Source organism: Pseudomonas sp. B33.4 (assembly GCF_034555375.1).
Classification (GTDB): domain Bacteria; phylum Pseudomonadota; class Gammaproteobacteria; order Pseudomonadales; family Pseudomonadaceae; genus Aquipseudomonas.
In genome coordinates this window covers 1,055,111-1,075,265 of the sequence record NZ_CP140706.1, presented here as the reverse complement: position 1 = coordinate 1,075,265, position 20,155 = coordinate 1,055,111, and the positions used below count along the sequence as shown (strand labels likewise).

Here is a 20,155-nt window from a genome sequence, read left to right as displayed (position 1 = left end):
CCTAGCCCTCTCCCAGAGGGAGAGGGGACTGATTGGGGGATGCTTGCGAGGTACGCCGACCTGAACGTACTGTGCCGAATCCATAATCGACTCGACCTGAAACCGCTTCGTCGAATCCATAGTCGACTCGGTCTTTCAGGTCGATGTACAGCGCCAGACACCTCGGTCGGCCCCCTCTCCCTCTGGGAGAGGGCTGGGGTGAGGGTCCGCGGGTCATGGTCTACAGTAAAACTTCAAACCAACTTCACAAGGATCGTGAAGCATGCAAAATCGCCCCACCCTCGCCCAATTCGCCCGCCAGTTACGCGTCAATCAAACCGACTGCGAACACCTGCTCTGGCAAAAGCTGCGCTCACGCCAGATCGCCAATCTGAAATTTCGCCGACAGTTCCCCTGGCCCCCTTACGTGCTGGATTTTTACTGTGTAGAGCTGAAATTGGCGATTGAGCTGGACGGTGGTCAGCATTATGAAACGCCGGGAGTAATTCATGATCAGCGTCGAACGCACTATCTGCATCGAAAGGGCATTGAGGTCGTGCGTTTCAGTAATCTTGAGGTGATCCAGCAGATGGACAATGTGCTGGAGCAGATCATACGAATTGCGTCAGTTCGAAGATTGCCCTCACCCTAACCCTCTCCCAAAGGGAGAGGGAACTGATTGGGAGATGCTTGAGAAATACGCCGACCTGAAGGAACAGTGCTGAATCCATAATCGACTCGGTCTTTCAGGTCGATGCACCTCAGCTGGCTCTACTCCCGCTGGGCTATGGCTTGACCGAGGATGGTTCAGAAACTCATGGAATTGAAAGTACTTTGCCGAATCCATAATCGACTCGGTCTTTCAGGTCGATGTAACTCATAAGACACCTCGGTCGGCCCCCTCTCCCAGAGGGAGAGGGCTGGGGTGAGGGGCTGCTTTCTAATGCCCTGCGCAAAAACCGCCACAAACAAAAACGGGCCTGCATTCGCAGGCCCGTTCTCATTGGGTGGCTTATAAAATCAGCGTATCAACTGTTGATCGCTGCCTGTTCATTCTCGTCAAACTCTTCCGCCAACAGCTTGTCGTTGGCCTTGCCGGTGAATGGCACCACCGCGGCGCGTGGTTTACCTCGCAGTTTGCCGAAGAGGTGCTCCAGGGCGTGCTCGAGTTTTTCGGCAGCGCCGTCGATCGCCTGTTCCAGCGAATCGGCTTTGTGGGTCACGGAAATCGGTTGATGGCCTTTTGGCCGCGCTTCCAGTTGGCAGCGCAAGTCATGGGGACCTGGTTTGTCACCGTTCTCGTCGCTCAGGTGGACTTCGACACGGGTCAGGTCTTCTTCATAACGGTCGAGCGTGCTCTCAATGGTTGTACGTACCCACTCCTCCAGTCGTTTACTGCCTTGAACATGGTTATCGCTGTTGACTTGGATTTGCATAGTTCATCCCTTATTTCAGCTAGCTCGTGAGAGGCCTTGAGTTGAATTTCCTGACCTCCTGGTTACAACAATCGGCCCGACCGGCGAACATTTCAACCCCTGAAAAAAGATAAATATTCATTCGCAAAAAAAGCCGGACAACCGAGCAAAGCACTGGTAAGGTCGGGAGTTGGGTCGCCTCGCAACCCGGCAAAATTTGCTCACAATTGCCCGTCATTCAACGGATGCAAACTGCGAAAAATCCCCGCTTCCTCCACCAGCCAGTCATGCACGGCGCGCACGCCAGGATGGCTCAAGGCCCCCGGTGCATAAAGCAGTACGTAACGTTTGTGATTAGGCACCGACAGGCCAAACGGCACAATCAATGTCCCCCGCTCCAGCTCATCGTTAAGTAACGTGCGTCTGGCAATCGCCACGCCCATGCCGGCAATCGCCGCTTCGATGGTCAGGTGATTGCGGTTGAAGGTATGCCCACGCCGTACGTCGGCGCCCTCGAAGCCGATGGCGTTCAAATAGAATTCCCACTCTGCATATTCATAACTGCCCCGCCAGGCAGTGATGTCGTGCAGCAATGGAAAATGCACCAGATCCGCCGGCCCGTGCAGCGGCGGACGCCCACGCAACAGGCTCGGTGCGCACACCGGGAAAATCTGCTCGTCGAGCAAGGCTGTGGATAACAATCCCGGGTAACTGCCGTCGTTCAGATCAATCGCCAGATCGAAGTCACCTTCGTGCAACGGCACGCTGCTGTCCTCGGCGACCAGTCGTAGCTGGATGTCCGGATAGCGCTGTTGCAGGCGTGGCAATCGCGGCGTCAGCCATTTACTGAGAAACGACGGAATCGAGCGCACGCGCAAAATCCCGCTGATCATCCCGGCGTCGAGCCGACGCAATTCGGCATCGATGCTGCCGTACGCCTCATTGACGGTAATCGCCAAACGCTGCCCTTCGGCGCTCAGTTCAACACCGCGCGCCCGTCGATGAAACAGACGAAAGCCGAGGCGCTCTTCCAACTGCCGAATCTGCTGACTCACCGCCCCCGGCGTGATGTGCAGTTCCTCCGCACAACGGGTGAACGACAGGTGCCGCGCGGCACAGGAAAACACCTGCAGCCAGACATAGGTCTGGGCATGCAATTGACGACTCATCGTTTAGTCCTGCTAAAGGCTTACTTAGGAAGTTTCGTTAGTCACGTAGGACCGAGGTAGGCAGTATCGCCGACATTGCGCTTGTCCTACAAAAAATGGCAGCGATTCCTACTCCATTGCTTGTAAGGGTTTAGCATGGCTATCAGTGTTTTCGATCTATTCAAAGTCGGCATCGGCCCGTCCAGCTCCCACACCGTCGGCCCGATGCGTGCGGCGGCAACCTTCGCTCAGGCGCTGATCGATCAGCATCTGGTGAACGATGTGCGCCGTGTGGAAATCCGTTTGTACGGTTCGCTGTCCGCGACGGGCGTCGGTCACGCCACCGACCGAGCCACGGTCATGGGCCTGATGGGCGAATGGCCGGACAGCATCGATCCGTCGACCATCGATTCACGCATCCAGCAACTGCGCGAGACAGGCCAACTGTCCCTCGCCGGGCAAAGAGAAATTGCTTTCGACTGGCAGCGTGATCTCCTGCTGCTGGATGAGAGCCTGCCCTACCACCCCAACGCCATGTCGCTGACAGCCTTTGGCGAAACGGCCGAGCTGTTCGAGCAGACGTACTACTCGGTCGGCGGCGGTTTTATCATCGAAGCGGCGGAAGCCGAGTCCGGTGTGGCTCCGGCCGGCGACGTGGTGCTGCCATACGATTTCTCCAGCGCCGCCGAACTGTTGTCACTGTGCAATCAGCACAACCTGCGTGTGTCCGAACTGATGATGGCCAACGAGCGCGCATGGCGCACTGATGCGGAAATCCGTCAGGGCCTGCTGCACATCTGGTCGGTGATGCGTGAGTGCGTCGAACAGGGCCTGCGTCACGAAGGCATCCTGCCCGGTGGTCTGAATGTGCCGCGCCGGGCGGCGAAATTGCATCGCAGCCTGTTGGAAATCGGCAAGCCCAACGTGATTAGTTCAACGCTGTCGGCGATGGAATGGGTCAACCTGTTCGCCCTCGCCGTCAACGAAGAAAACGCCGCCGGCGGGCGCATGGTCACCGCGCCGACCAACGGTGCAGCGGGAATCATCCCGGCGGTTCTGCACTACTACATGAAATTCAATCCGGACGCGTCTGACGATGATGTCGTCGCTTTCTTTCTCGGTGCGGCCGCCGTCGGCATTCTGTGTAAGAAAAATGCCTCGATCTCCGGCGCCGAAGTCGGCTGTCAGGGCGAAGTCGGTTCGGCCTGCGCGATGGCCGCTGCCGGCCTCGCTGATGTGCTCGGCGCCACCCCGGAACAACTGGAAAACGCCGCCGAAATCGGCCTGGAACACAACCTCGGCCTGACCTGCGACCCGGTCGGCGGCCTGGTACAAGTGCCGTGCATCGAGCGCAATGCGATCGCCGCCGTGAAAGCGATCAACGCCACGCAAATGGCCCTGCGCGGTGACGGCAAGCACTTCATTTCCCTCGACCGGGTGATCCGCACCATGCGCGATACCGGCGCCGACATGCACGACAAATACAAAGAGACTTCACGGGGCGGCCTGGCTGTGAGCTGGGTGGAATGCTGAGGCGCATTCCCTGACCGCCCCGGCAGACCGCACCCGACGGTCTGCCAACCGTGAGCCCGAGCAAAAATAATAACGAGGCGATACCGATGACCGATGTACGTACACCTGCTGCCGAAAATCCCGCTGTAGATCGCACAAGCAAAACGGAAACGGCCCACAAGGGCTGGAGCAAATTCGACACAACCTGGATGCTTGGCCTGTACGGCACCGCTATTGGTGCCGGTACGTTGTTCCTGCCGATCAACGCCGGCGTCGGCGGTTTCTGGCCGTTGCTGATGCTCGCCGTACTGGCGTTTCCGATGACCTTTTTCGCCCACCGTGGCCTGACCCGTTTCGTCCTGTCCGGTCGCTCCGGAAACATCACCGAAGTGGTCGAGGAACACTTCGGCAGCGGTGCCGGCAAGCTGATCACGCTGCTGTATTTTTTCGCAATCTTCCCCATCCTGTTGGTGTACAGCGTGGCGCTGACCAACACCCTGAGCAGTTTCCTCGAACACCAGTTGCACATCGCCCCGCCGCCTCGGGCAATCCTCTCGCTGGTGTTGATTCTCGGTCTGATGGCGATTGTGCGCTGCGGCCAAAGCGTCATCGTCAAAGCCATGAGCGTGCTGGTTTATCCGTTTGTCGCAGCGTTGTTGCTGCTCGCGCTCAGTCTGATCCCGAACTGGAACGGCGCGTTTTTCGCCAGTGCTCAAGAGGCGATGCCGATGTCGGTGTTCTTCAAGACTATGTGGCTGGCAATCCCGGTGATGGTGTTCTCGTTTAACCATTCGCCGATCATCTCCGCGTTCGCGGTGGATCAGAAACAGCGCTACGGCGAGCAGGCCGAAAGCAAGAGCAGCGGCATCCTCGCCATGGCTCACGGCATGATGGTCGTCACGGTGATGTTCTTTTGCTTCAGTTGTGTACTGGCGTTGTCGCCGGCGGATCTGGCTGCGGCGAAGGCGCAGAACATTTCGATCCTGTCGTACCTGGCCAACCATTTCCAGACCCCGGTCATCGCTTACGCCGCGCCGTTGATTGCGCTGGTGGCGATCACCAAATCCTTCCTCGGCCACTACATCGGCGCCAGCGAAGGCTTCCAGGGCATGATCGTGAAAAGCCTGCGCAGCCGTGGCCGGGTGATGTCGGTGAGCTGGCTGAACCGCGCGACCGCCGTGTTCATGATCCTCAGCTGCTGGGCCGTGGCGACCTTCAACCCGAGCATCCTCGGCATGATCGAAACCCTCGGCGGGCCGGTGATTGCCTGCCTGTTGTTCCTGATGCCGATGTACGCCATCCGCCGCGTGCCAGCCTTGCGCCAGTATTCGGGGCAGGTGTCCAACGTGTTTGTGGTGCTGATCGGCCTGATTGCACTGTCAGCGATCATCTACTCGGTTCTGCCCTGAAAACGGGCTGTTAAAAAAAGGCGAGCCCAGCGGCTCGCCTTTTTTATGCCCGTGTTCATTGTTCGACAATTTTCCCGGCATGCCCCTTGCTATATCCCAAAGGAGGCAAACGGAAATTGCATACCTCAGCGAACGAGATGCCAGTGATCCGGTTTGGCGAACCAACCCGATCACGGCCGGTCAACAACTGCACGTTCAATCAGGCGGTGACGCATCATGGACAATCCTTTTCAGATCATTACCGATGCCTTCGCGCCGGACTATCAGATCAACCTGAGCATTCAGGGCCTGGACGGCAGCATCATGCTGACCCTGTCCAACAGCGGCCGAATCGTCGCCAAACGCATGATCAGCGCCGAGCAGCGCAACGATCCCGTGCGCCTCAAGCGTCTGGTGCAAAGCATTCAATTCGGCATCGCTATCGAACAGGGTCACAGCGCCATGGCGATACTCGAAGCGATGACCAGCGGCGACGGGCTGACCCCGCCACCGCCACGCGTCATCGGCCAGCCAAGACCGGCAGCCGGGCTTTAAAGCTCGCCCTTCTCGACTTCGGGATGCTCGCTGGAACCCGTACCCAGTGTGCGCTGCGGTTTTTCGATCTTCACCGACGGAAATTGCGACGACGCGTAACGCACCACCAGAATCGACAACGCCAGCAGCAGAATCCCGCCGCACAGATAGATGATGCCCATGTCCGGCGGGTTGTGGTGCGAGACGTTGGAGATCAGCAAACGGGTCAGCGCGGTGATCGCCACGTAGATCAGGAAGCGCACCGGCATGTGGTTGGTCTTGAAGTAAATCCCGACCATCGCGCCCAGTTCGAGATAGATGAACAGCAACAGAATGTCATCGATCTTGATGTGGCCTTCCTCGAGCATCCCGAGAAACTCCATCACCGCCGCATATGCCGTCACCGCACCGATGGCAAACAGCGCCAGATAGTGGAAGGTCTCGACGAACAGGTTGCCCAGGGACTCGGCCAGTTGATGCACGTTTTGCCGCAGTTTCTCGGCCCAGTTGATTTTCACGATGATGTTCCTTAGCCCGATTCGAGCGGATGATGCGTGTTGGACGTGACGGTTTTCTGCACGTAACGGTTTTCATGCAGAAAAGAGGCCACGCCATCATGGCGAGACGCCGCCAAACCCGCGCCGTGGCGTTTGGTCGCACCGCTGTGCTTTTGTGGGAGCGAGCCTGCTCGCGAATGCTGCGACACGGTCTCCCTGACAAACCCGAAATCCGGTCTACATTAAAAAGCCACTACCCATGGCGCTGGGATTCGCTTATCCTTTTCGCTGTATATGGATACAGTAGTCGTCAAGACAACTTAACGTGAAGGCATGTGAGGTGGTGAATGGCCGTCGAAGTGGTATACCGCAGCAGCCGAGATCTGGAGCGCTTGTTCATGGATAAAGCCGAAGCTGACCGTCATGACAAAATGCTCGAACTGGCCGAATATCTGGCCGATGTGCTGCAAAAAGCCGTTCCGTCCCTGACTGAACAGCAAGTGGAAGAAGCCGGGATCTACATGGCGAAGAATCGCGATGTGTTCGCCCGGGCGTTCAAGAGCCAGCCTGATGCACTGTCAGAGCTGATCAATGCACCGGCCGAAACGGTCGAGAATGCTGAAGCTGCAGAACCTGCTGAAGCGCCGGCCAAGCCTGCCAAAGCGGCAAAAGCTGCAAAGTAAGCGATGCCCGAATTGAATAGGCCCTGAGTCGAATGGCTCAGGGCCTTTTTCATGCCTGTGAAACTCAGCGATACAAAACTTTCTCCGCCAACTCGTCGGCCACCCGCGCCGGCGAGCGTTTCTCTGCCTGTGCATGGGCAAATACTTCGGTGAGTCGAGAGCTGATCTTCGACAGATGTGCGGTAATGGTGGTCAATTCTTCGCCGCGATGCTTGAGCGAAACGTAGATCAGGCCTCCGGCATTGATCACATAATCGGGGGCATAAAGAATGCCGCGGCGCTCCAGTTGATCGGCCACATCCAGATGTGTCAGCTGGTTGTTGGCAGAGCCTGCCACTGCCGAACAGCGTAATTGCGTGACGGTATGGCTGTTCAAAACTCCGCCCAGACCGCACGGCGCGAGGATGTCACATGGCGTGCTGAGCAATGCATCGTTGGCAATCGGATGCGCGTTGAGCTGTTCCATCGCCAGTTGCACCTTGCCGTGGTCGATATCGCTGACCAGCAACTCAGCCCCGGCAGCGTGCAGTTGCTCGGCCAAGGCGAAACCGACATTGCCCAGGCCCTGAATCGCGATGCGCAAGCCTTCGAGGTTATCGCTGCCCAGCCGAGCCATCGCCGTTGCGCGAATGCCGGCAAACACCCCCATGGCTGCATGCGGTGCCGGGTCGCCGGCCGAGGTGGTACTGGTGACATGCTGGGTCTGTTGGGCGATGCAATCCATGTCCGCCACTGAAGTACCGCTGTCGATGGCGGTGATGTAGCGACCGTCGAGCTGATTGATGCAGCGGCCAAACGCTTCAAACAGTGCGCCACGGTTTTCCACATGAACCGGACGCACGATCACCGCCACCCCGCCGCCCTGCTCCAGACCCGCCAGCGCGGCTTTGTAGCTCATGCCCTGAGCGAGGCGAATGGCATCTTCGACGGCAGACTCGTCATTGGGATAGGCAAGGTAACGACATCCGCCCAAGGCTGGCCCGAGGCGACTGTTATGGATGGCAATGACCGCCTTCAACCCGGAGACCGGGTCGACGCTAAGGTGCAGCGATTCCAGGCGAGTGCTTTGCATGAGCGCAAACATCGTTGGGCTCCCGAATCACTTCTTGTAGAACGCCAGTATAGGCCTGCGCCTGAAAATTGCTGGAGCGCGCCGGAATAAGCGCCCGAGCAGACAGCGGCTTTGCGACATAACCGTAAAACTGCGCGGCGGGGTACTGGACGAATGGCACGGACCGGGCTAAAACGAGGCATTCTCCGGAGATTTCGATGAGTGCGCGTCAACGTTTTTTCGAGTGTCTGCACCGTTCACCGCCCGCGCTGTTCGAAGCCGCGCTGTGGATGGCGGCCGAGCACGAAAAAGCGGTCGATCCCGAAGCGCTGTTGCAAGAATTCAAGGATCTGCAACAGCGAGTCAGTTACGGTTTACCAATGCTGCCGGTCAGTGAGCTGGCCCAACCTTTGTTACGCCGCATGACCGATCTGGGCTTCGCACAGGACGACTTTCTGCCGTTGCGCCCACAGGCTGCGTTGCTGCATAAAGTGTTGCAGACCCGTCGTGGGCAACCGTTGACACTGGCGCTGATCGCACTGGAACTGGCACGCAGCCTGGAAATTCCGCTGGTCGGGGTCAACTTTCCCGGGCACTTCCTGCTGCGGGTGCCCGGTGCCGATCACTTGCTCGATCCGTGTGGCGGCCGGCGTTTGTATCCCAATGATTGTCGCGAGCTGTTGCAGCGCCAGTATGGACCGAACATGAAGCTCAACGCCGAGCATCTGCTGACCGCCACACCGCAGCAGATGCTCCAGCGCCTGTCGCGCAACCTGCGACAGTTGCACCTGACCCATGATGACTTTATTGCTGCGCTGATCGATGCCGAGCGCGTCCTCGAGCTGGGTGACGCCGGCGCCGCTGATTACCTGGCCCGAGCCAGTCTTTATCAGCGGCTCGACTGTCCGAATGCCGAGCGCTTCGATCTGGAGCATGCGCTGCTGCTCAGCGATGATCCGATTCAGCGGCTGCGCCTGACAGAACGCCTCAGCCACCTGCCGCCCAACTCCGTCGTCCACTGAATACCTTGTGGGAGCTAGCCTGCCAGCGAAGCAGGCGACTCGGTCTTTCAGCTAAACCGCGTTATCGTTCTTCGCTAGCAGGCTAGCTCCCACAGGAGATTGCACTGAGTCAGTGGGCGAACGCACCTGAATAATCAGCAACGCAGCAATCACCGCCGGGATCGCGCAGAAGAAGAAAATCTGCGCCACCGGAATGTGCATCGCCAGCAGCAGGCTGCCGAACAGCGGCCCGAGAATCGAACCGAACCGTCCCACGCCCAATGCCCATCCAGTGCCGGTCGCACGCACATGCGCCGGGTAAAAGTTACTGGCAAACGCATTCAGTGTCAGTTGCCCGCCAATGATGCAGAACCCGGCGGCAAACACGCAGGCCACCAGATACCGCGGATTGTCATGATTAAGTCCGAGCAGAATCGTGCACAGCGCCGCGCCCGCCAGCACCGCTGACAACAGACGCACCTTGCGCTTCAAGCGATCGGCGAACCAGGCCATGCAAATCGCGCCCAACGTACCGGCGAAGAGGAACATCGACGTTACCAGATTGGCTTCGTTGAGTTTCAGGCCACTTTCCAGCAGCAGCGTCGGCAGCCAGCTAATCATGAAATACAGCAGAATCAGGCTGACGAAAAACGTCGCCCAGATCAGCAAAGTCGGCCGCGCGTAACCGTTGCGGAACAACTCGACCACCGTCAGCTTGCTGCCCTGCTCGCGTTCGTTCTGTTCGAGGCTGGCAACGGGCGGTTGCCAGTCCGGCAACATCCGCGCGGTGACTTTGCGCAGTCGCGCATACGGCGGCGCATCACGCAGCAGGCGTGGCAGCGACTCCGGCAGCATCCACCACAGAAACGGAAACAGCAGCAACGGCGTGACGCCACCGGCGAGGAACACCGCTTGCCAACCGAATTGGTCGATGAACCCTGCGGCGACGAAACCACCGGCTGCCCCACCGAATGAAAAGCCACAGGCCGCCAGCGTCACCATCAAGGTGCGCAAACGCGGTGGTGAGTATTCCGACATCAACGCCATTGCACTGGGCATCGCCCCGCCCATGCCGATGCCGCAGATGAAGCGCGCGATCATCAGCGTATTGAGCGAATCGGCGAAGACCATCAGCACGGTCAGCGTGGCGTAGATCAGTACGCAAGCAAGCAGAATCCGTCGCACGCCAAAGCGATCGGCCAGCGGCGTAACCGCCAGTGAACCAAGGGTGAGGCCAAGCAGGTTGGCACTGAATACCGGGCCGAACGCCGATTTTTCCAGGCCCCAATCCTGCGCCAGAGCAGGTACCACGTAACCGAGCACCTGGGCGTCGTAGCCGTCGGTGACCAGCAACAGCGCGAGCAGGATCAACAGTAACCACTGATATCGGGACACAGGACGGGCGTCGAGTGCCGCCCGGAAGCTGGCAATCTGGTTGTGCATCGCAAGGTACCTGTTTGTTTTTATGATTTTGGGCTAGTTCAACGCCGAACCTTGTGGGAGCGAGCCTGCTCGCTCCCACAAGGTGAATTACGGTGTATCGGGTTGGTTGGCGGGATGCGCCTTGATGAACGCCGGATGCTCAGCCGCCAGTGCAGCCACACGACGGATTTTCGGATAAGCCTCGAGACTGACGTTGAACCGCTCTGCCGCATACAACTGCGGAATCAGGTACACATCTGCCACGCACGGCCACTCGCCGAAACAGAAGCCTTCGTCACCGATCAACTGTTCCACCGTCGCCAGCCCCTGGCCTATCCAGTGGCTGATCCACTCGACCACCTGCGGCTCGTCCTGCCCCGACTGCCGCAGGCGGTTGAGCACGCTGACATTGTGCAGCGGATGCACATCGCAGCCGATCACCGCCGCCACGCCGCGCACATGGGCACGGGCGACAAGGTCTTCCGGCAACAGTGGCCGTTGTGGATAACGTTCCTCCAGGTACTCGATGATCGCCGGCGACTGGATCAACAACGCGCCGTCCTCGGTGCGCAAGGCTGGCACCCGGCCCTGTGGATTGATCGCCAGATACGCCGCTTGCCGATGCTCGCCACCCGGCGGCGCGATCAGATTGACCGGCAACGCGTGATAGTCGAGCCCCTTCAGCGCCAGCGCGATTCGCACCCGGTACGACGAGGTTGAACGGTAATAGGTATAGAGATCCATATGCCGCTCCTGTCAGCGCGCCGCCAGCACTTTGCCGCGGCATTCGCCGAAGCCGATCGAAGCAAAACCATCACGGGCACAACGTGCGCGCAGAATGATTTCATCACCGTCCTCGAGGAATTTACGCACCTCGCCAGAGGCCAGTTCAATCGGCTTTTTGCCGCCCTCGGTGATTTCCAGCAGACTGCCGAACTGACCGTTTTCCGGACCGGACAAGGTGCCCGAACCGAACAGGTCACCGGCCTGCAACTGGCAACCGTTGACGCTGTGGTGCGCAACCATTTGCGCGACGGTCCAGTACATGTAGCGCGTGTTGCTCAAGGTCAGGCGATGGGCCGGCAGGTTCTGCTCGCGCATGGCTTCGGTGAGCAACAGCACTTCCAGTTCGATGTCGAAGGCACCACCGTCCTGATCACGCTTGTCGAACAGATACGGCAGCGGCTGCGGATCACCTTCAGGACGCTTCGGTTGCGCGGCGCGGAATGGCGCCAGCGCTTCCGCCGTCACCACCCATGGCGAAACACTGGTGATAAAACTCTTCGACAGGAACGGGCCCAGCGGCTGGTATTCCCACGCCTGAATATCACGCGCCGACCAGTCGTTGAGCAGGCAAAAACCGGCGATGTGATCGGCCGCATCACCGATGGCGATCGAGTCACCCATCTCGTTGCCCTGACCGATCCAGATGCCCAGTTCCAGCTCATAGTCGAGGCGCGCGCACGGGCCGAAAGTCGGCTCGCTCTGACCGGCCGGCAAGGTCTGACCTTTCGGACGACGCACGTCGGTGCCGGAGGCGCGAACAGTAGAAGCGCGGCCGTGATAGCCGATCGGCACGTGCTTGTAGTTCGGCAGCAACGGATTATCCGGACGGAACAGTTTGCCGACGTTCTGCGCGTGCTCGATGCCCACGTAGAAATCGGTGTAGTCACTGATGCGCGCCGGCAGATGCAACTGGCAATCGGCGGCCAGTGGCAGCAGTTTCGCGCCTTGGGCTTCGATGTTGCCGCGATGCGTGCTGCCTTCACTGAACAGTTCCAGCAGACGCTCTCGCAAGGCCACACGAGCGTCGCGACCGAGTTCGAAGAATGCGTTCAACTGGCCGCCGTGCATGGCTTCGACGGCACTGCGCGCAGCACCGTCGAACAGCCCGGCTTCCAGCGCCACTTGCAGATCAAAAATCTGATCGCCGATCGCCACGCCTGCACGCGGCGCCGAACCGTTGCTGCTGAACACACCCAGCGGCAGGTTCTGCAGCGGGAAATCGGTGTGGCCGTTGGCCGAAGCGACCCAACTGCGGGTGATGGAAGTTTGCGTCATGGGTTATCTCCGGGTCGGGTCGAACGTGGCGGGCAGCGTGGCCCAGCAAGCGTCGTAAGTGGTTTGCAGTTGCGGGCAGTCGAGGGCGAACCGGCTCGGGCGCAGCACCTGGCTGGTCTCGAACATGAAGGCCATGGTGTTGTCGATTTTTGCCGGTTTGAGCTCGGCATTGATCGCTTTGGTGCAGGTCTCACCGTCCGGGCCGTGTGCGCTCATGCAGCTGTGCAGCGAGGCGCCACCGGGCACGAAGCCTTCGGCCTTGGCGTCGTATTCGCCCTGGATCAAACCCATGAATTCGTTCATCAGGTTGCGGTGGAACCAGGGTGGACGGAAGGTGTTCTCCGCGACCATCCAGCGCGGCGGGAAGATCACGAAGTCGAGGTTGGCCAGACCGTGCACGCTGGTTGGCGAAGTCAACACAGTGAAGATCGACGGGTCCGGGTGATCGAAACTGACCGTGCCGATGGTGTTGAAACGGCGCAGGTCGTATTTGTACGGCACGTTATTGCCGTGCCAGGCGACCACGTTCAGCGGCGAGTGATTGAGTTCGGTGGCCCACAAATGGCCGAGGAATTTCTGCACCAGCGTGGTTGGTTGCTGCAGGTTTTCGTAGGCGGCGACCGGGCTCAGGAAATCGCGCGGATTGGCCAGACCGTTACTGCCGATCGGCCCCAGATCCGGCAGACGCAGCGGCGCGCCGTGGTTCTCGGCGACATAGCCGCGCGCTTGCGCGTCGAGCAGTTCAACGCGAAATTTCAGCCCGCGCGGCAGCACGGCGATTTCCAGTGGCGCGACTTCCAGCACACCCAATTCGGTGGCAATACGCAGACGGCCGAGTTGCGGCACCAGCAGCAGCTCGCCGTCGGCGTTGAAGAACACCCGTTCCATCGAACGGTTGGCGGCGTAGTTGTAGATGCTGATGCCGGACGGTTTTTCCGCACCGGAGTTAGCCGCCATGCTCACCAGACCGTCAATAAAATCGGTCGGCTCGGCCGGGATTTCCAGCGGATTCCAGCGCAGGCGATTGGGCGTCACTTCACCCAACGGGCCACCGGCCAGTTGTCGCTCCAGTTTGAGGAAGGCCGGGTGATTGGCCGACGGCTGAATGCGGTACATCCAGGTGCGTCGCGCTTCGCTGCGGGTCATGGTGAACGCAGTGCCGGAGAACAATTCGGTGTAGAGGCCGTACGGGGCTTTTTGCGGGGAGTTCTGGCCGACGGGCAGCGCGCCGGGCAACGCTTCAGTGCTGAATTCGTTGCCGAAACCGGACTGATACGCCAGCGCCTGAGCGGTTGAATCGAGGTTCATGGAGCCTCCTGAACAGGGAGTCGGCAGTGGCCCATCGCTCTGGCTCAGAGGTTTCGGCACGCCGGGGTTGTTATTATCGTAATTCGATTACGCATAACGTAATTTGCTCGCTATCCAGCGTCAAGCTATAAAGACGCCCATTCGTATCGGAACCCGGCCGCACCATGGAAAAAACCAGCGACAGCAATGGCAAACAGAAAGTCCGCTCCGCCGAGGTCGGCACCGACATCCTCAAGGCCTTGGCCGAGCTGTCGCCATCGACTTCGTTGTCGCGTCTGGCCGAACATGTGCAGATGCCGGCGAGCAAGGTCCATCGCTATCTGCAGGCGTTGATCGCCTCGGGTTTTGCCGAGCAGAACGCCGCCACCAACCACTACGGTCTCGGCCGTGAAGCGTTGCGCGTGGGCCTGGCTGCACTCAACAGTATGGACGTGCTGAAAATCGCCGCCCTGCCGCTGGCCGAACTGCGCGACGAACTCAACGAAACCTGCTTTTTGGCGGTGTGGGGCAATCAGGGCGCAACGGTCGTGCACATCGAACCGGCAGTGCGCGCGGTGACGGTGGTGACGCAACTGGGTTCAGTGCTGCCGCTGCTCAGTTCATCGACCGGACTGGTCTTCAGCGCCTACCTGCCGCATCGGGAAACCGACGATTTGCGCGAACTGGAAATCGCCGCTGTCGATCATCCTTTGAAGGACGAAAAAGCCTACGCGACGCTGTGTGAACAGATCCGCGAACGCGGTCTGCATCATGTGCATGGTTTGCTGATGCCGGGTGTGGATGCGTTGTCCGCACCGGTATTCAACGCCGTCGGCCAGGTCGCAGCGGTGCTGACCATCGTTGGCCCGACCTCGCTGTTCCACGCCGACGAAAACGGCCCGGCGGCGCAGCGGTTGCTGGCTGCGACGCGGGCCGTGAGCTGGCGGATGGGATTTGATGCGGACAGCCCTCCTGACGTCCGCTAGTCAGCACCTAGTCATGGCTTACAGCAAGACGGTTTTGCTGTCGCTCGCAGGTTCCTCTGCAAGGATATCTTCCAGCAATTCCTGGAAGCGCTCGTAGCCGAGTTTTTGACCAGTTGCCGAAGCAACCAGCCCGACAATGGTCTTGCTGTCACCCATTAATTGAATCAGGGTTTTCTGCGCTTTGGTCGCCTCCTTGCCGCCGGGAACCAGCGAATACAGATCGAGCAAGGCATCCTTGAAATTGTCGAACGCCGTGGCCCGGTCGCCATATCGGTAAGCTTCGGCGCCGTCCAGTACGTTCTTGGTGATCTGCACGACGGTGAGGGCCACGCCTACCGGTGGGATTACCAGACTGATCGCGCTTGCCGCCAAAACCGCAGAATCATAAGCCAGCTTGCCAATGATTTCGCTGAGACTGGTGGTTTGCGCGTCGACATCGGAAATAATTCGTTCAATGCGCTGGTTATAGCTCGAGCGCAGCGACAGCACTCGGCTGTTCAACTCAAGCACCGGAAGTTTTTCAGCGATATTGGTGAACTCGACATTGTTAATGAAAGTTCCCATGATCCGCTGATCCACATACTTCACTCGCTTATAGAAGTATTGGCCCAAGCCATTCTCCCTGATCGACTCAAAGAGCTGACTCAACGGGCGAAAATTCACACCGTCGGGGGCGTTTGGCGTGTAGAGAATCTCATTGATCTTGCCATTATTTATCAACCTGAAAACATACACCCCTTCAACCAGGCACCTCTTCACATGAAAATTGAATACTGCACTGTACGTGACATTTGAAACTGCCTCACCGTAAGGGGGAAAAGATGAAGAAGTCGGCTTATTAAAGCCCTCAACCAGCGCCAATAGTTGTCCACCCACGTCATGGGAAATCTCACCAGAGAAATAACTGGACAGCACTGCACGGTACATTTCCGCATATTGAATCTTAAAATGAGCTTCTCGCTTGAGCTGATAATCTGGATGCTGCAGATTCAAGTATTCAGCCCGCAACATTGCAATGTATTTTTCTCCCGGGCGCAAAGTCCTTGACCAACTCGACACCTGACGTATGTCCAAATTACGCAATTGTGGATGCTTGACGCCCACAGACAACCGAGGGTAGACACCAATAACACTGCCACCACGCTCTTGAGCATAAAAAGGCGTTTCCTTAATGATAAGCTGTGTGAGAGTAACTTTCTCCTTCTCACTTAACTCAATAAAAATCTCGTCCGGATTTACCTTTACGTTTTCCCCAAAGGTTTTCAATAGTTCTTCAATACGTTGTTTTATCAGGTCGTAACAGAATCGCTCATAGGTAATGACACCCGCTTCGCGCGTTCCGAGGGTGTAGAGCGCCTTCAGGTCGGTACTCAACCGAGCGAAAACCTGACGTGCCTCCCCGGCTGCATTTCGATAGGCCGCCGGATGCACGAGATCTTCCTGGGCCTCATCCCATGCGATCTGATGAAACACCGGCTCGGCGAGAATCCCTTCAGGCGCGTTTGACCATTCGGTAAACGTTGCGCCTTTCCAGGCGCTGGGGAGTTGCCTCAGCGCTGCCATATACTTTGCCAACACCGCCCTCTGTGCAGGATGCGCCTGCGAGGACAGGTAGGCCAGCCCCTGATCAGTACGCCCCCAACCGGCCACATGGAACTCAAGTTCGCGTATATTGGGAAATTCATACCAGTCGCGTCCCCCTGGCGATCCCGGCGCGAACAAGACACAGCTTCCAAATGGATTGGCCTTCTCCCGGAAGACCATCAGATCCCGGAAATTGACGCGATACCCCGTCATCACGAAGGCAGACGCTGAAATATTTTGATCTGTGCGCATAAAGCGCTCGACCATCGCCACACTTGGTTGCCTGATATGTCCCTGCAAGGTTGCCGCAAACATGCTGTAAGTGATGCGCGCGCCCAGCACTTCGATCAAGGCGATTTGCAGGTCGTAGCCATTAACAGCTTTACGCCGTACATTCCGAAAGTCAGAGCGAATATCACTGTTAGAGAGCCAGTTTTCCACATGCGCAGAAGTCAACCCTGCCGGCACCGGGCCTTCGAAAGTCATATCGTAACGATTGTCACGATCATGCAGACCAAACAGAGCAAGTTCCACGAGCGTGCGTTTGTCTTCTTGAACAAGTTCACGCTGGGCAACTTTGATTGTATAGCGGCACGTCACCTTCACTTGCTCAGGCTCGATCGAGACACCCCGCGCACTATTGGCCCACTCTTTAATCCGGAAAGACGCATAGGCTTTTAAAGATGCCGCCTTACCGAGCAAGCGATCACGCTGGCTCTCCAGTTCAATCAGTTGTTGCATTAAATCATCGTGCCGCTTCAGCTCTTGCTGGGTGACGCGCGACAACCATACCGGCCGAATAACTGCAGACTTAATTAAATCACTCATATTCAGTTCCTTTGTTTTCCCGCACTAAAAAAATGACATCAGGTCACTTTTCGAATGCAACAAAGTTATCGAACACGCACCATCATTAAAACCAGAGAGACGTTACCTTAGATGTTAAAAAGTCATAAAACATCTCCGGAAAAAATCCAGACAGATAAGTACCACTCCATCTGTAACCAACTCAATGCAGATCCAGCCCCAACAATTTCGCACTCGCAACCGCTTGCGTCCGACGTTTTACACCCAACTTCCCATGTATCCGTCTCGCATGAGTTTTTACCGTATGCAAAGAGATATACAGTTGATCGGCAATTTGTTGATTGGAATATCCTTTGGCAATCAGGCACAACACTTCTAACTCTCGCTGACTGAGCAAAGCGCTATGAGTCAATGTCTCGGCACCGGGTGCTTCAACAACTTTTCCCAGCAAACCCAACAGGCTCGGCTGACGCAACTTCAGTTCATGCAGTGACTGATGCAGCCCATGCTGGCTGACCCGTTCAAGCCCCTGTCGCAAGTGCTGGCGCGCGCCAGCATGATCACCCAGCGAAAAGGCGGCTTCTGCCAACGCCAGACGCACATCGGTTTCCAGCGAGATCATTTTGCATCGTTGCGCCGTTTCAAGCAGGCGCCCAAGGTCGACCATCGGGTCGCAAGCCATACCTGAACCCACCTGGGCAAGGACCAACAGGTATTCAACCCGCGGAATCAGCTCAAGTGTCGCCGGTGGTGCCTGTAATGCCGCAGAGCCTTGATAATGCCGTAGCAATCGCGTCATTGCCTCGCATGCCAGTTCGGCACGTCCTTGCTGCAACCAGAACAGGCTGCTGACCTGTAACACCACTCCCCGATAAACCGTGTCTGGAATCTGCCGTTGCTGCATCAGTCGCTCGGCATCACGCAACCATACGAACGCAGCGTCGTAATCGGTCTGGTTGGCGGCCAGTTGCGCCATTCCCAGGTAGCCGTAAAGAACACGCTTGTCACCGTTACGTTTGCAATCCTCCAGTCCGGATTTGAAGAACGCTGCTGCCGATGCCTCCTGACCCTGACTCAACGCGAGACGCCCTCGACGTAACGCTACCCTGCCCTTGAGCGGCGTCAGCCGATTCGGTTGTCGGGCGAGCAAATCATCAACACCGGCCAAAAGGCTTTCGGCGCGAGACGCCGCGCCGCGTTGTTCAAGTAATTGCGCATGATCAAGCTCAAGCAGCGCTTCGAAAACCAGCGAACCGTGCGCCCGAGCCAGGCACAAGCCTTGTCGGTTGAGTGCATGGGCCACGTCGAGTTGCCCTCGCAAGAGCGCTTGCTGCGTCAACCCGGACAGACACATCACCCGCGCGATCCAATTGTCGCAATCAAGAGCCTCCAATGCCTGCGAGAAGTGTCCATGGGCGCAATCCATCCGCCCTTCCAGATGACCTGACCAGCCACTCAACGTTTGCCAGCGGGCGATCAATTGCTGCTCAAGCGCCGCCGAGGGCTGCGGCATGAAATGTGAGAGGTGGGCGATGCACCGCGCCGCCTGCTCGAAACGACCGGCAAACAGCAACGCAGCGGTGATCAGCCCGACCAATTGAGGGGTGCCCATCGTCAGTTCTTCACCCTTGCACTCATGCAGCTGCAACAGCAGCGCTACCGTCTGCTCCTCGAACAGGTGCTCGAAATTGAAGTGTTGTAAAAGGCTGACCGCCGTTTCGAACTCCTCGGCAAGCAAGGCTTGTTCAAACGCTGAACGCCAGTCCTGCCTGACCGCAAACCACTGGCACGCCCGGCGATGCCACGAGCGGGCGGCAGGCCAGTGTTCGTCCTGCATCACCCGTGATAGGGGTGGGAAAACCTGTAACCAGTCGGCGGAGTCCTGCCAAGGTTCGATAAAACATCCAAGAACTTGCAGTAACCGCAGGCTCTGCGCCCCCTCCCCGACACCGAACAAGTGCTCACACAGCTCAGCATTGAAGCGCGGCAGATTCGCCAGCACCCGCCAGACTTCTGCCAACTCCGGCGTCAGACCGCGGAACAGTTCGTGCTGCAGATAATCAAGCAACGTATCAACCCGTTGCTGCGACTGGATGCTGTGCGACCAGTCGCACTTTTGCAGCAACGCCATACGCACGCCGGCGCACCAGCCACCGGTGCGATGAACGATCCGCCCAGCCACACTGGCCACCTGCTCGGCTGACAAATGTTTCAACGCCTGGGCAATCTCGTCTTGGGTCAGCGCCAGCGTCGCGCTCTCGCATTCATACAATTCGTCGTCCAGCAGCAACCGTGGCCAATTGCATTGTGGGCGTCGACGCGTACCGATCCACCAGATCAACGCAGGGCTGCTGAGGGCCAGCAAGCGGTCCAGCAGCGCATCGAGTGCCGGGGCGGGTAGCCGACAGTAATCGTCGATAAACAGCCAGGTGGGTGTCGACCAGCAGGCCAAAGCAGCAATCAACTGTGCCTCATCCATTTCTGCCAGCCCCAACGCATGACCAAGCCGCCGACAGAGTTCCTCGCTGCTCAAAGACGCGCCCATCAATGGCAGCCAGTGCAGCAGACAATGCGCCGGCGCCTGTGCCAGGCACTCAACGAGCAACGCACTTTTGCCACTGCCGGCCGGCGCACAGATCAGCCTGATCCGTGCGACCGATGTCAGCAGAGGGTCACTCAATCGAGGGCGAGGTTGATGATGGGAAGAAAGTCTGGGCAAGAATCCGGGGCGATCCAGACAGGCAGTCATGGCGGTCATCGGGTGAGCCTTTTTATCGTTGTGCCTTCACCCTAGCCCTCT

At 58.2% G+C, this 20,155-nt stretch carries 16 protein-coding genes and 1 pseudogene; 7 read left to right on the top strand and 10 right to left on the bottom strand.

Annotated elements, in window-relative coordinates:
- Positions 1–262: 262 nt before the first annotated feature.
- Entirely contained in the window at positions 263–631 is a 369-nt protein-coding gene (locus U6037_RS04630; RefSeq protein WP_322845958.1) for an endonuclease domain-containing protein, read from the top strand.
- Between the two features lie 376 nt (positions 632–1,007).
- Here the strand turns inward: U6037_RS04630 and U6037_RS04625 are convergent, their stop codons facing one another.
- Together U6037_RS04625 and U6037_RS04620 are read right to left on the bottom strand one after the other, a co-directional pair.
- Positions 1,008–1,415 (bottom strand): HPF/RaiA family ribosome-associated protein, encoded by a 408-nt coding sequence (locus U6037_RS04625; protein ID WP_064119419.1) that lies wholly within the window; start codon positions 1,413–1,415, stop codon positions 1,008–1,010.
- A 200-nt stretch (positions 1,416–1,615) separates the two neighbouring features.
- Positions 1,616–2,563 (bottom strand): LysR substrate-binding domain-containing protein, encoded by a 948-nt coding sequence (locus U6037_RS04620; protein WP_007914183.1) that lies wholly within the window; start codon positions 2,561–2,563, stop codon positions 1,616–1,618.
- A gap of 135 nt (positions 2,564–2,698) precedes the next feature.
- On the opposite strand from U6037_RS04620, the gene U6037_RS04615 reads away from it, so the two are divergent.
- From U6037_RS04615 to U6037_RS04605, 3 genes are all read left to right on the top strand, one after another.
- Entirely contained in the window at positions 2,699–4,075 is a 1,377-nt protein-coding gene (locus U6037_RS04615; RefSeq protein WP_322845957.1) for an L-serine ammonia-lyase, read from the top strand.
- Positions 4,076–4,161: 86 nt separating this feature from the next.
- The gene (locus U6037_RS04610) at positions 4,162–5,463 is read left to right on the top strand and encodes a serine/threonine transporter (protein ID WP_322845956.1); all 1,302 of its coding nucleotides are present in this window, start codon (positions 4,162–4,164) and stop codon (positions 5,461–5,463) included.
- Between the two features lie 216 nt (positions 5,464–5,679).
- The gene (locus U6037_RS04605) at positions 5,680–5,997 is read left to right on the top strand and encodes a DUF3509 domain-containing protein (protein WP_322845955.1); all 318 of its coding nucleotides are present in this window, start codon (positions 5,680–5,682) and stop codon (positions 5,995–5,997) included.
- Here the strand turns inward: U6037_RS04605 and U6037_RS04600 are convergent.
- Positions 5,994–6,494, bottom strand: coding sequence for a phosphate-starvation-inducible protein PsiE (locus tag U6037_RS04600; protein WP_008087776.1), 501 nt, complete (start codon positions 6,492–6,494; stop codon positions 5,994–5,996). The two genes, U6037_RS04605 and U6037_RS04600, sit on opposite strands and share 4 nt — an antisense overlap.
- A 326-nt stretch (positions 6,495–6,820) precedes the next feature.
- Here U6037_RS04600 and U6037_RS04595 point away from each other — a divergent pair.
- Positions 6,821–7,075 (top strand): annotated as a pseudogene (locus U6037_RS04595) (YebG family protein); the annotation flags it as partial.
- 145 nt (positions 7,076–7,220) lie between these two features.
- On the opposite strand, the gene U6037_RS04590 reads toward U6037_RS04595, so the two are convergent.
- Positions 7,221–8,240: a Glu/Leu/Phe/Val dehydrogenase family protein gene (locus tag U6037_RS04590; RefSeq protein ID WP_322845954.1), complete on the bottom strand. Its 1,020-nt coding sequence runs from the start codon at positions 8,238–8,240 to the stop codon at positions 7,221–7,223.
- A 185-nt stretch (positions 8,241–8,425) separates the two neighbouring features.
- Here U6037_RS04590 and U6037_RS04585 point away from each other — a divergent pair, with 185 nt between their 5' ends.
- Positions 8,426–9,229: a SirB1 family protein gene (locus tag U6037_RS04585; protein ID WP_242205191.1), complete on the top strand. Its 804-nt coding sequence runs from the start codon at positions 8,426–8,428 to the stop codon at positions 9,227–9,229.
- Between the two features lie 51 nt (positions 9,230–9,280).
- On the opposite strand, the gene U6037_RS04580 is transcribed toward U6037_RS04585, so the two are convergent.
- From U6037_RS04580 to hmgA, 4 genes are all read right to left on the bottom strand, one after another.
- On the bottom strand, positions 9,281–10,651 hold the full coding sequence (locus U6037_RS04580; RefSeq protein ID WP_322845953.1) for an aromatic acid/H+ symport family MFS transporter: 1,371 nt from the start codon (positions 10,649–10,651) through the stop codon (positions 9,281–9,283).
- 87 nt (positions 10,652–10,738) lie between these two features.
- Positions 10,739–11,374: a maleylacetoacetate isomerase gene (gene maiA, locus U6037_RS04575; RefSeq protein WP_322845952.1), complete on the bottom strand. Its 636-nt coding sequence runs from the start codon at positions 11,372–11,374 to the stop codon at positions 10,739–10,741.
- Positions 11,375–11,386: 12 nt separating this feature from the next.
- Positions 11,387–12,691, bottom strand: coding sequence for a fumarylacetoacetase (gene fahA / locus U6037_RS04570; RefSeq protein WP_322845951.1), 1,305 nt, complete (start codon positions 12,689–12,691; stop codon positions 11,387–11,389).
- A 3-nt stretch (positions 12,692–12,694) separates the two neighbouring features.
- Positions 12,695–13,999: a homogentisate 1,2-dioxygenase gene (hmgA, locus tag U6037_RS04565; protein WP_322845950.1), complete on the bottom strand. Its 1,305-nt coding sequence runs from the start codon at positions 13,997–13,999 to the stop codon at positions 12,695–12,697.
- 164 nt (positions 14,000–14,163) lie between these two features.
- On the opposite strand from hmgA, the gene U6037_RS04560 reads away from it, so the two are divergent.
- On the top strand, positions 14,164–14,964 hold the full coding sequence (locus U6037_RS04560) for an IclR family transcriptional regulator (RefSeq protein ID WP_322845949.1): 801 nt from the start codon (positions 14,164–14,166) through the stop codon (positions 14,962–14,964).
- An 18-nt stretch (positions 14,965–14,982) separates the two neighbouring features.
- Here U6037_RS04560 and U6037_RS04555 read toward each other — a convergent pair whose 3' ends face one another.
- Complete coding sequence (locus U6037_RS04555; RefSeq protein ID WP_322845948.1) at positions 14,983–17,376, bottom strand: dermonecrotic toxin domain-containing protein; 2,394 nt, start codon at positions 17,374–17,376, stop codon at positions 14,983–14,985.
- Between the two features lie 181 nt (positions 17,377–17,557).
- Complete coding sequence (locus U6037_RS04550; RefSeq protein WP_322845947.1) at positions 17,558–20,113, bottom strand: helix-turn-helix transcriptional regulator; 2,556 nt, start codon at positions 20,111–20,113, stop codon at positions 17,558–17,560.
- Positions 20,114–20,155: the final 42 nt, after the last annotated feature.

What these genes read in the sequence shown, in the direction of transcription:
- U6037_RS04630 (WP_322845958.1), top strand. Translation starts at nt 263, where the DNA reads ATGCAAAATCGCCCCACCCTCGCCCAATTCGCCCGCCAGTTACGCGTC.
- U6037_RS04625 (WP_064119419.1), bottom strand. Translation starts at nt 1,415, where the DNA reads ATGCAAATCCAAGTCAACAGCGATAACCATGTTCAAGGCAGTAAACGA.
- U6037_RS04620 (WP_007914183.1), bottom strand. Translation starts at nt 2,563, where the DNA reads ATGAGTCGTCAATTGCATGCCCAGACCTATGTCTGGCTGCAGGTGTTT.
- U6037_RS04615 (WP_322845957.1), top strand. Translation starts at nt 2,699, where the DNA reads ATGGCTATCAGTGTTTTCGATCTATTCAAAGTCGGCATCGGCCCGTCC.
- U6037_RS04610 (WP_322845956.1), top strand. Translation starts at nt 4,162, where the DNA reads ATGACCGATGTACGTACACCTGCTGCCGAAAATCCCGCTGTAGATCGC.
- U6037_RS04605 (WP_322845955.1), top strand. Translation starts at nt 5,680, where the DNA reads ATGGACAATCCTTTTCAGATCATTACCGATGCCTTCGCGCCGGACTAT.
- U6037_RS04590 (WP_322845954.1), bottom strand. Translation starts at nt 8,240, where the DNA reads ATGTTTGCGCTCATGCAAAGCACTCGCCTGGAATCGCTGCACCTTAGC.
- U6037_RS04585 (WP_242205191.1), top strand. Translation starts at nt 8,426, where the DNA reads ATGAGTGCGCGTCAACGTTTTTTCGAGTGTCTGCACCGTTCACCGCCC.
- U6037_RS04580 (WP_322845953.1), bottom strand. Translation starts at nt 10,651, where the DNA reads ATGCACAACCAGATTGCCAGCTTCCGGGCGGCACTCGACGCCCGTCCT.
- maiA (WP_322845952.1), bottom strand. Translation starts at nt 11,374, where the DNA reads ATGGATCTCTATACCTATTACCGTTCAACCTCGTCGTACCGGGTGCGA.
- fahA (WP_322845951.1), bottom strand. Translation starts at nt 12,691, where the DNA reads ATGACGCAAACTTCCATCACCCGCAGTTGGGTCGCTTCGGCCAACGGC.
- hmgA (WP_322845950.1), bottom strand. Translation starts at nt 13,999, where the DNA reads ATGAACCTCGATTCAACCGCTCAGGCGCTGGCGTATCAGTCCGGTTTC.
- U6037_RS04560 (WP_322845949.1), top strand. Translation starts at nt 14,164, where the DNA reads ATGGAAAAAACCAGCGACAGCAATGGCAAACAGAAAGTCCGCTCCGCC.
- U6037_RS04555 (WP_322845948.1), bottom strand. Translation starts at nt 17,376, where the DNA reads ATGAGTGATTTAATTAAGTCTGCAGTTATTCGGCCGGTATGGTTGTCG.
- U6037_RS04550 (WP_322845947.1), bottom strand. Translation starts at nt 20,113, where the DNA reads ATGACCGCCATGACTGCCTGTCTGGATCGCCCCGGATTCTTGCCCAGA.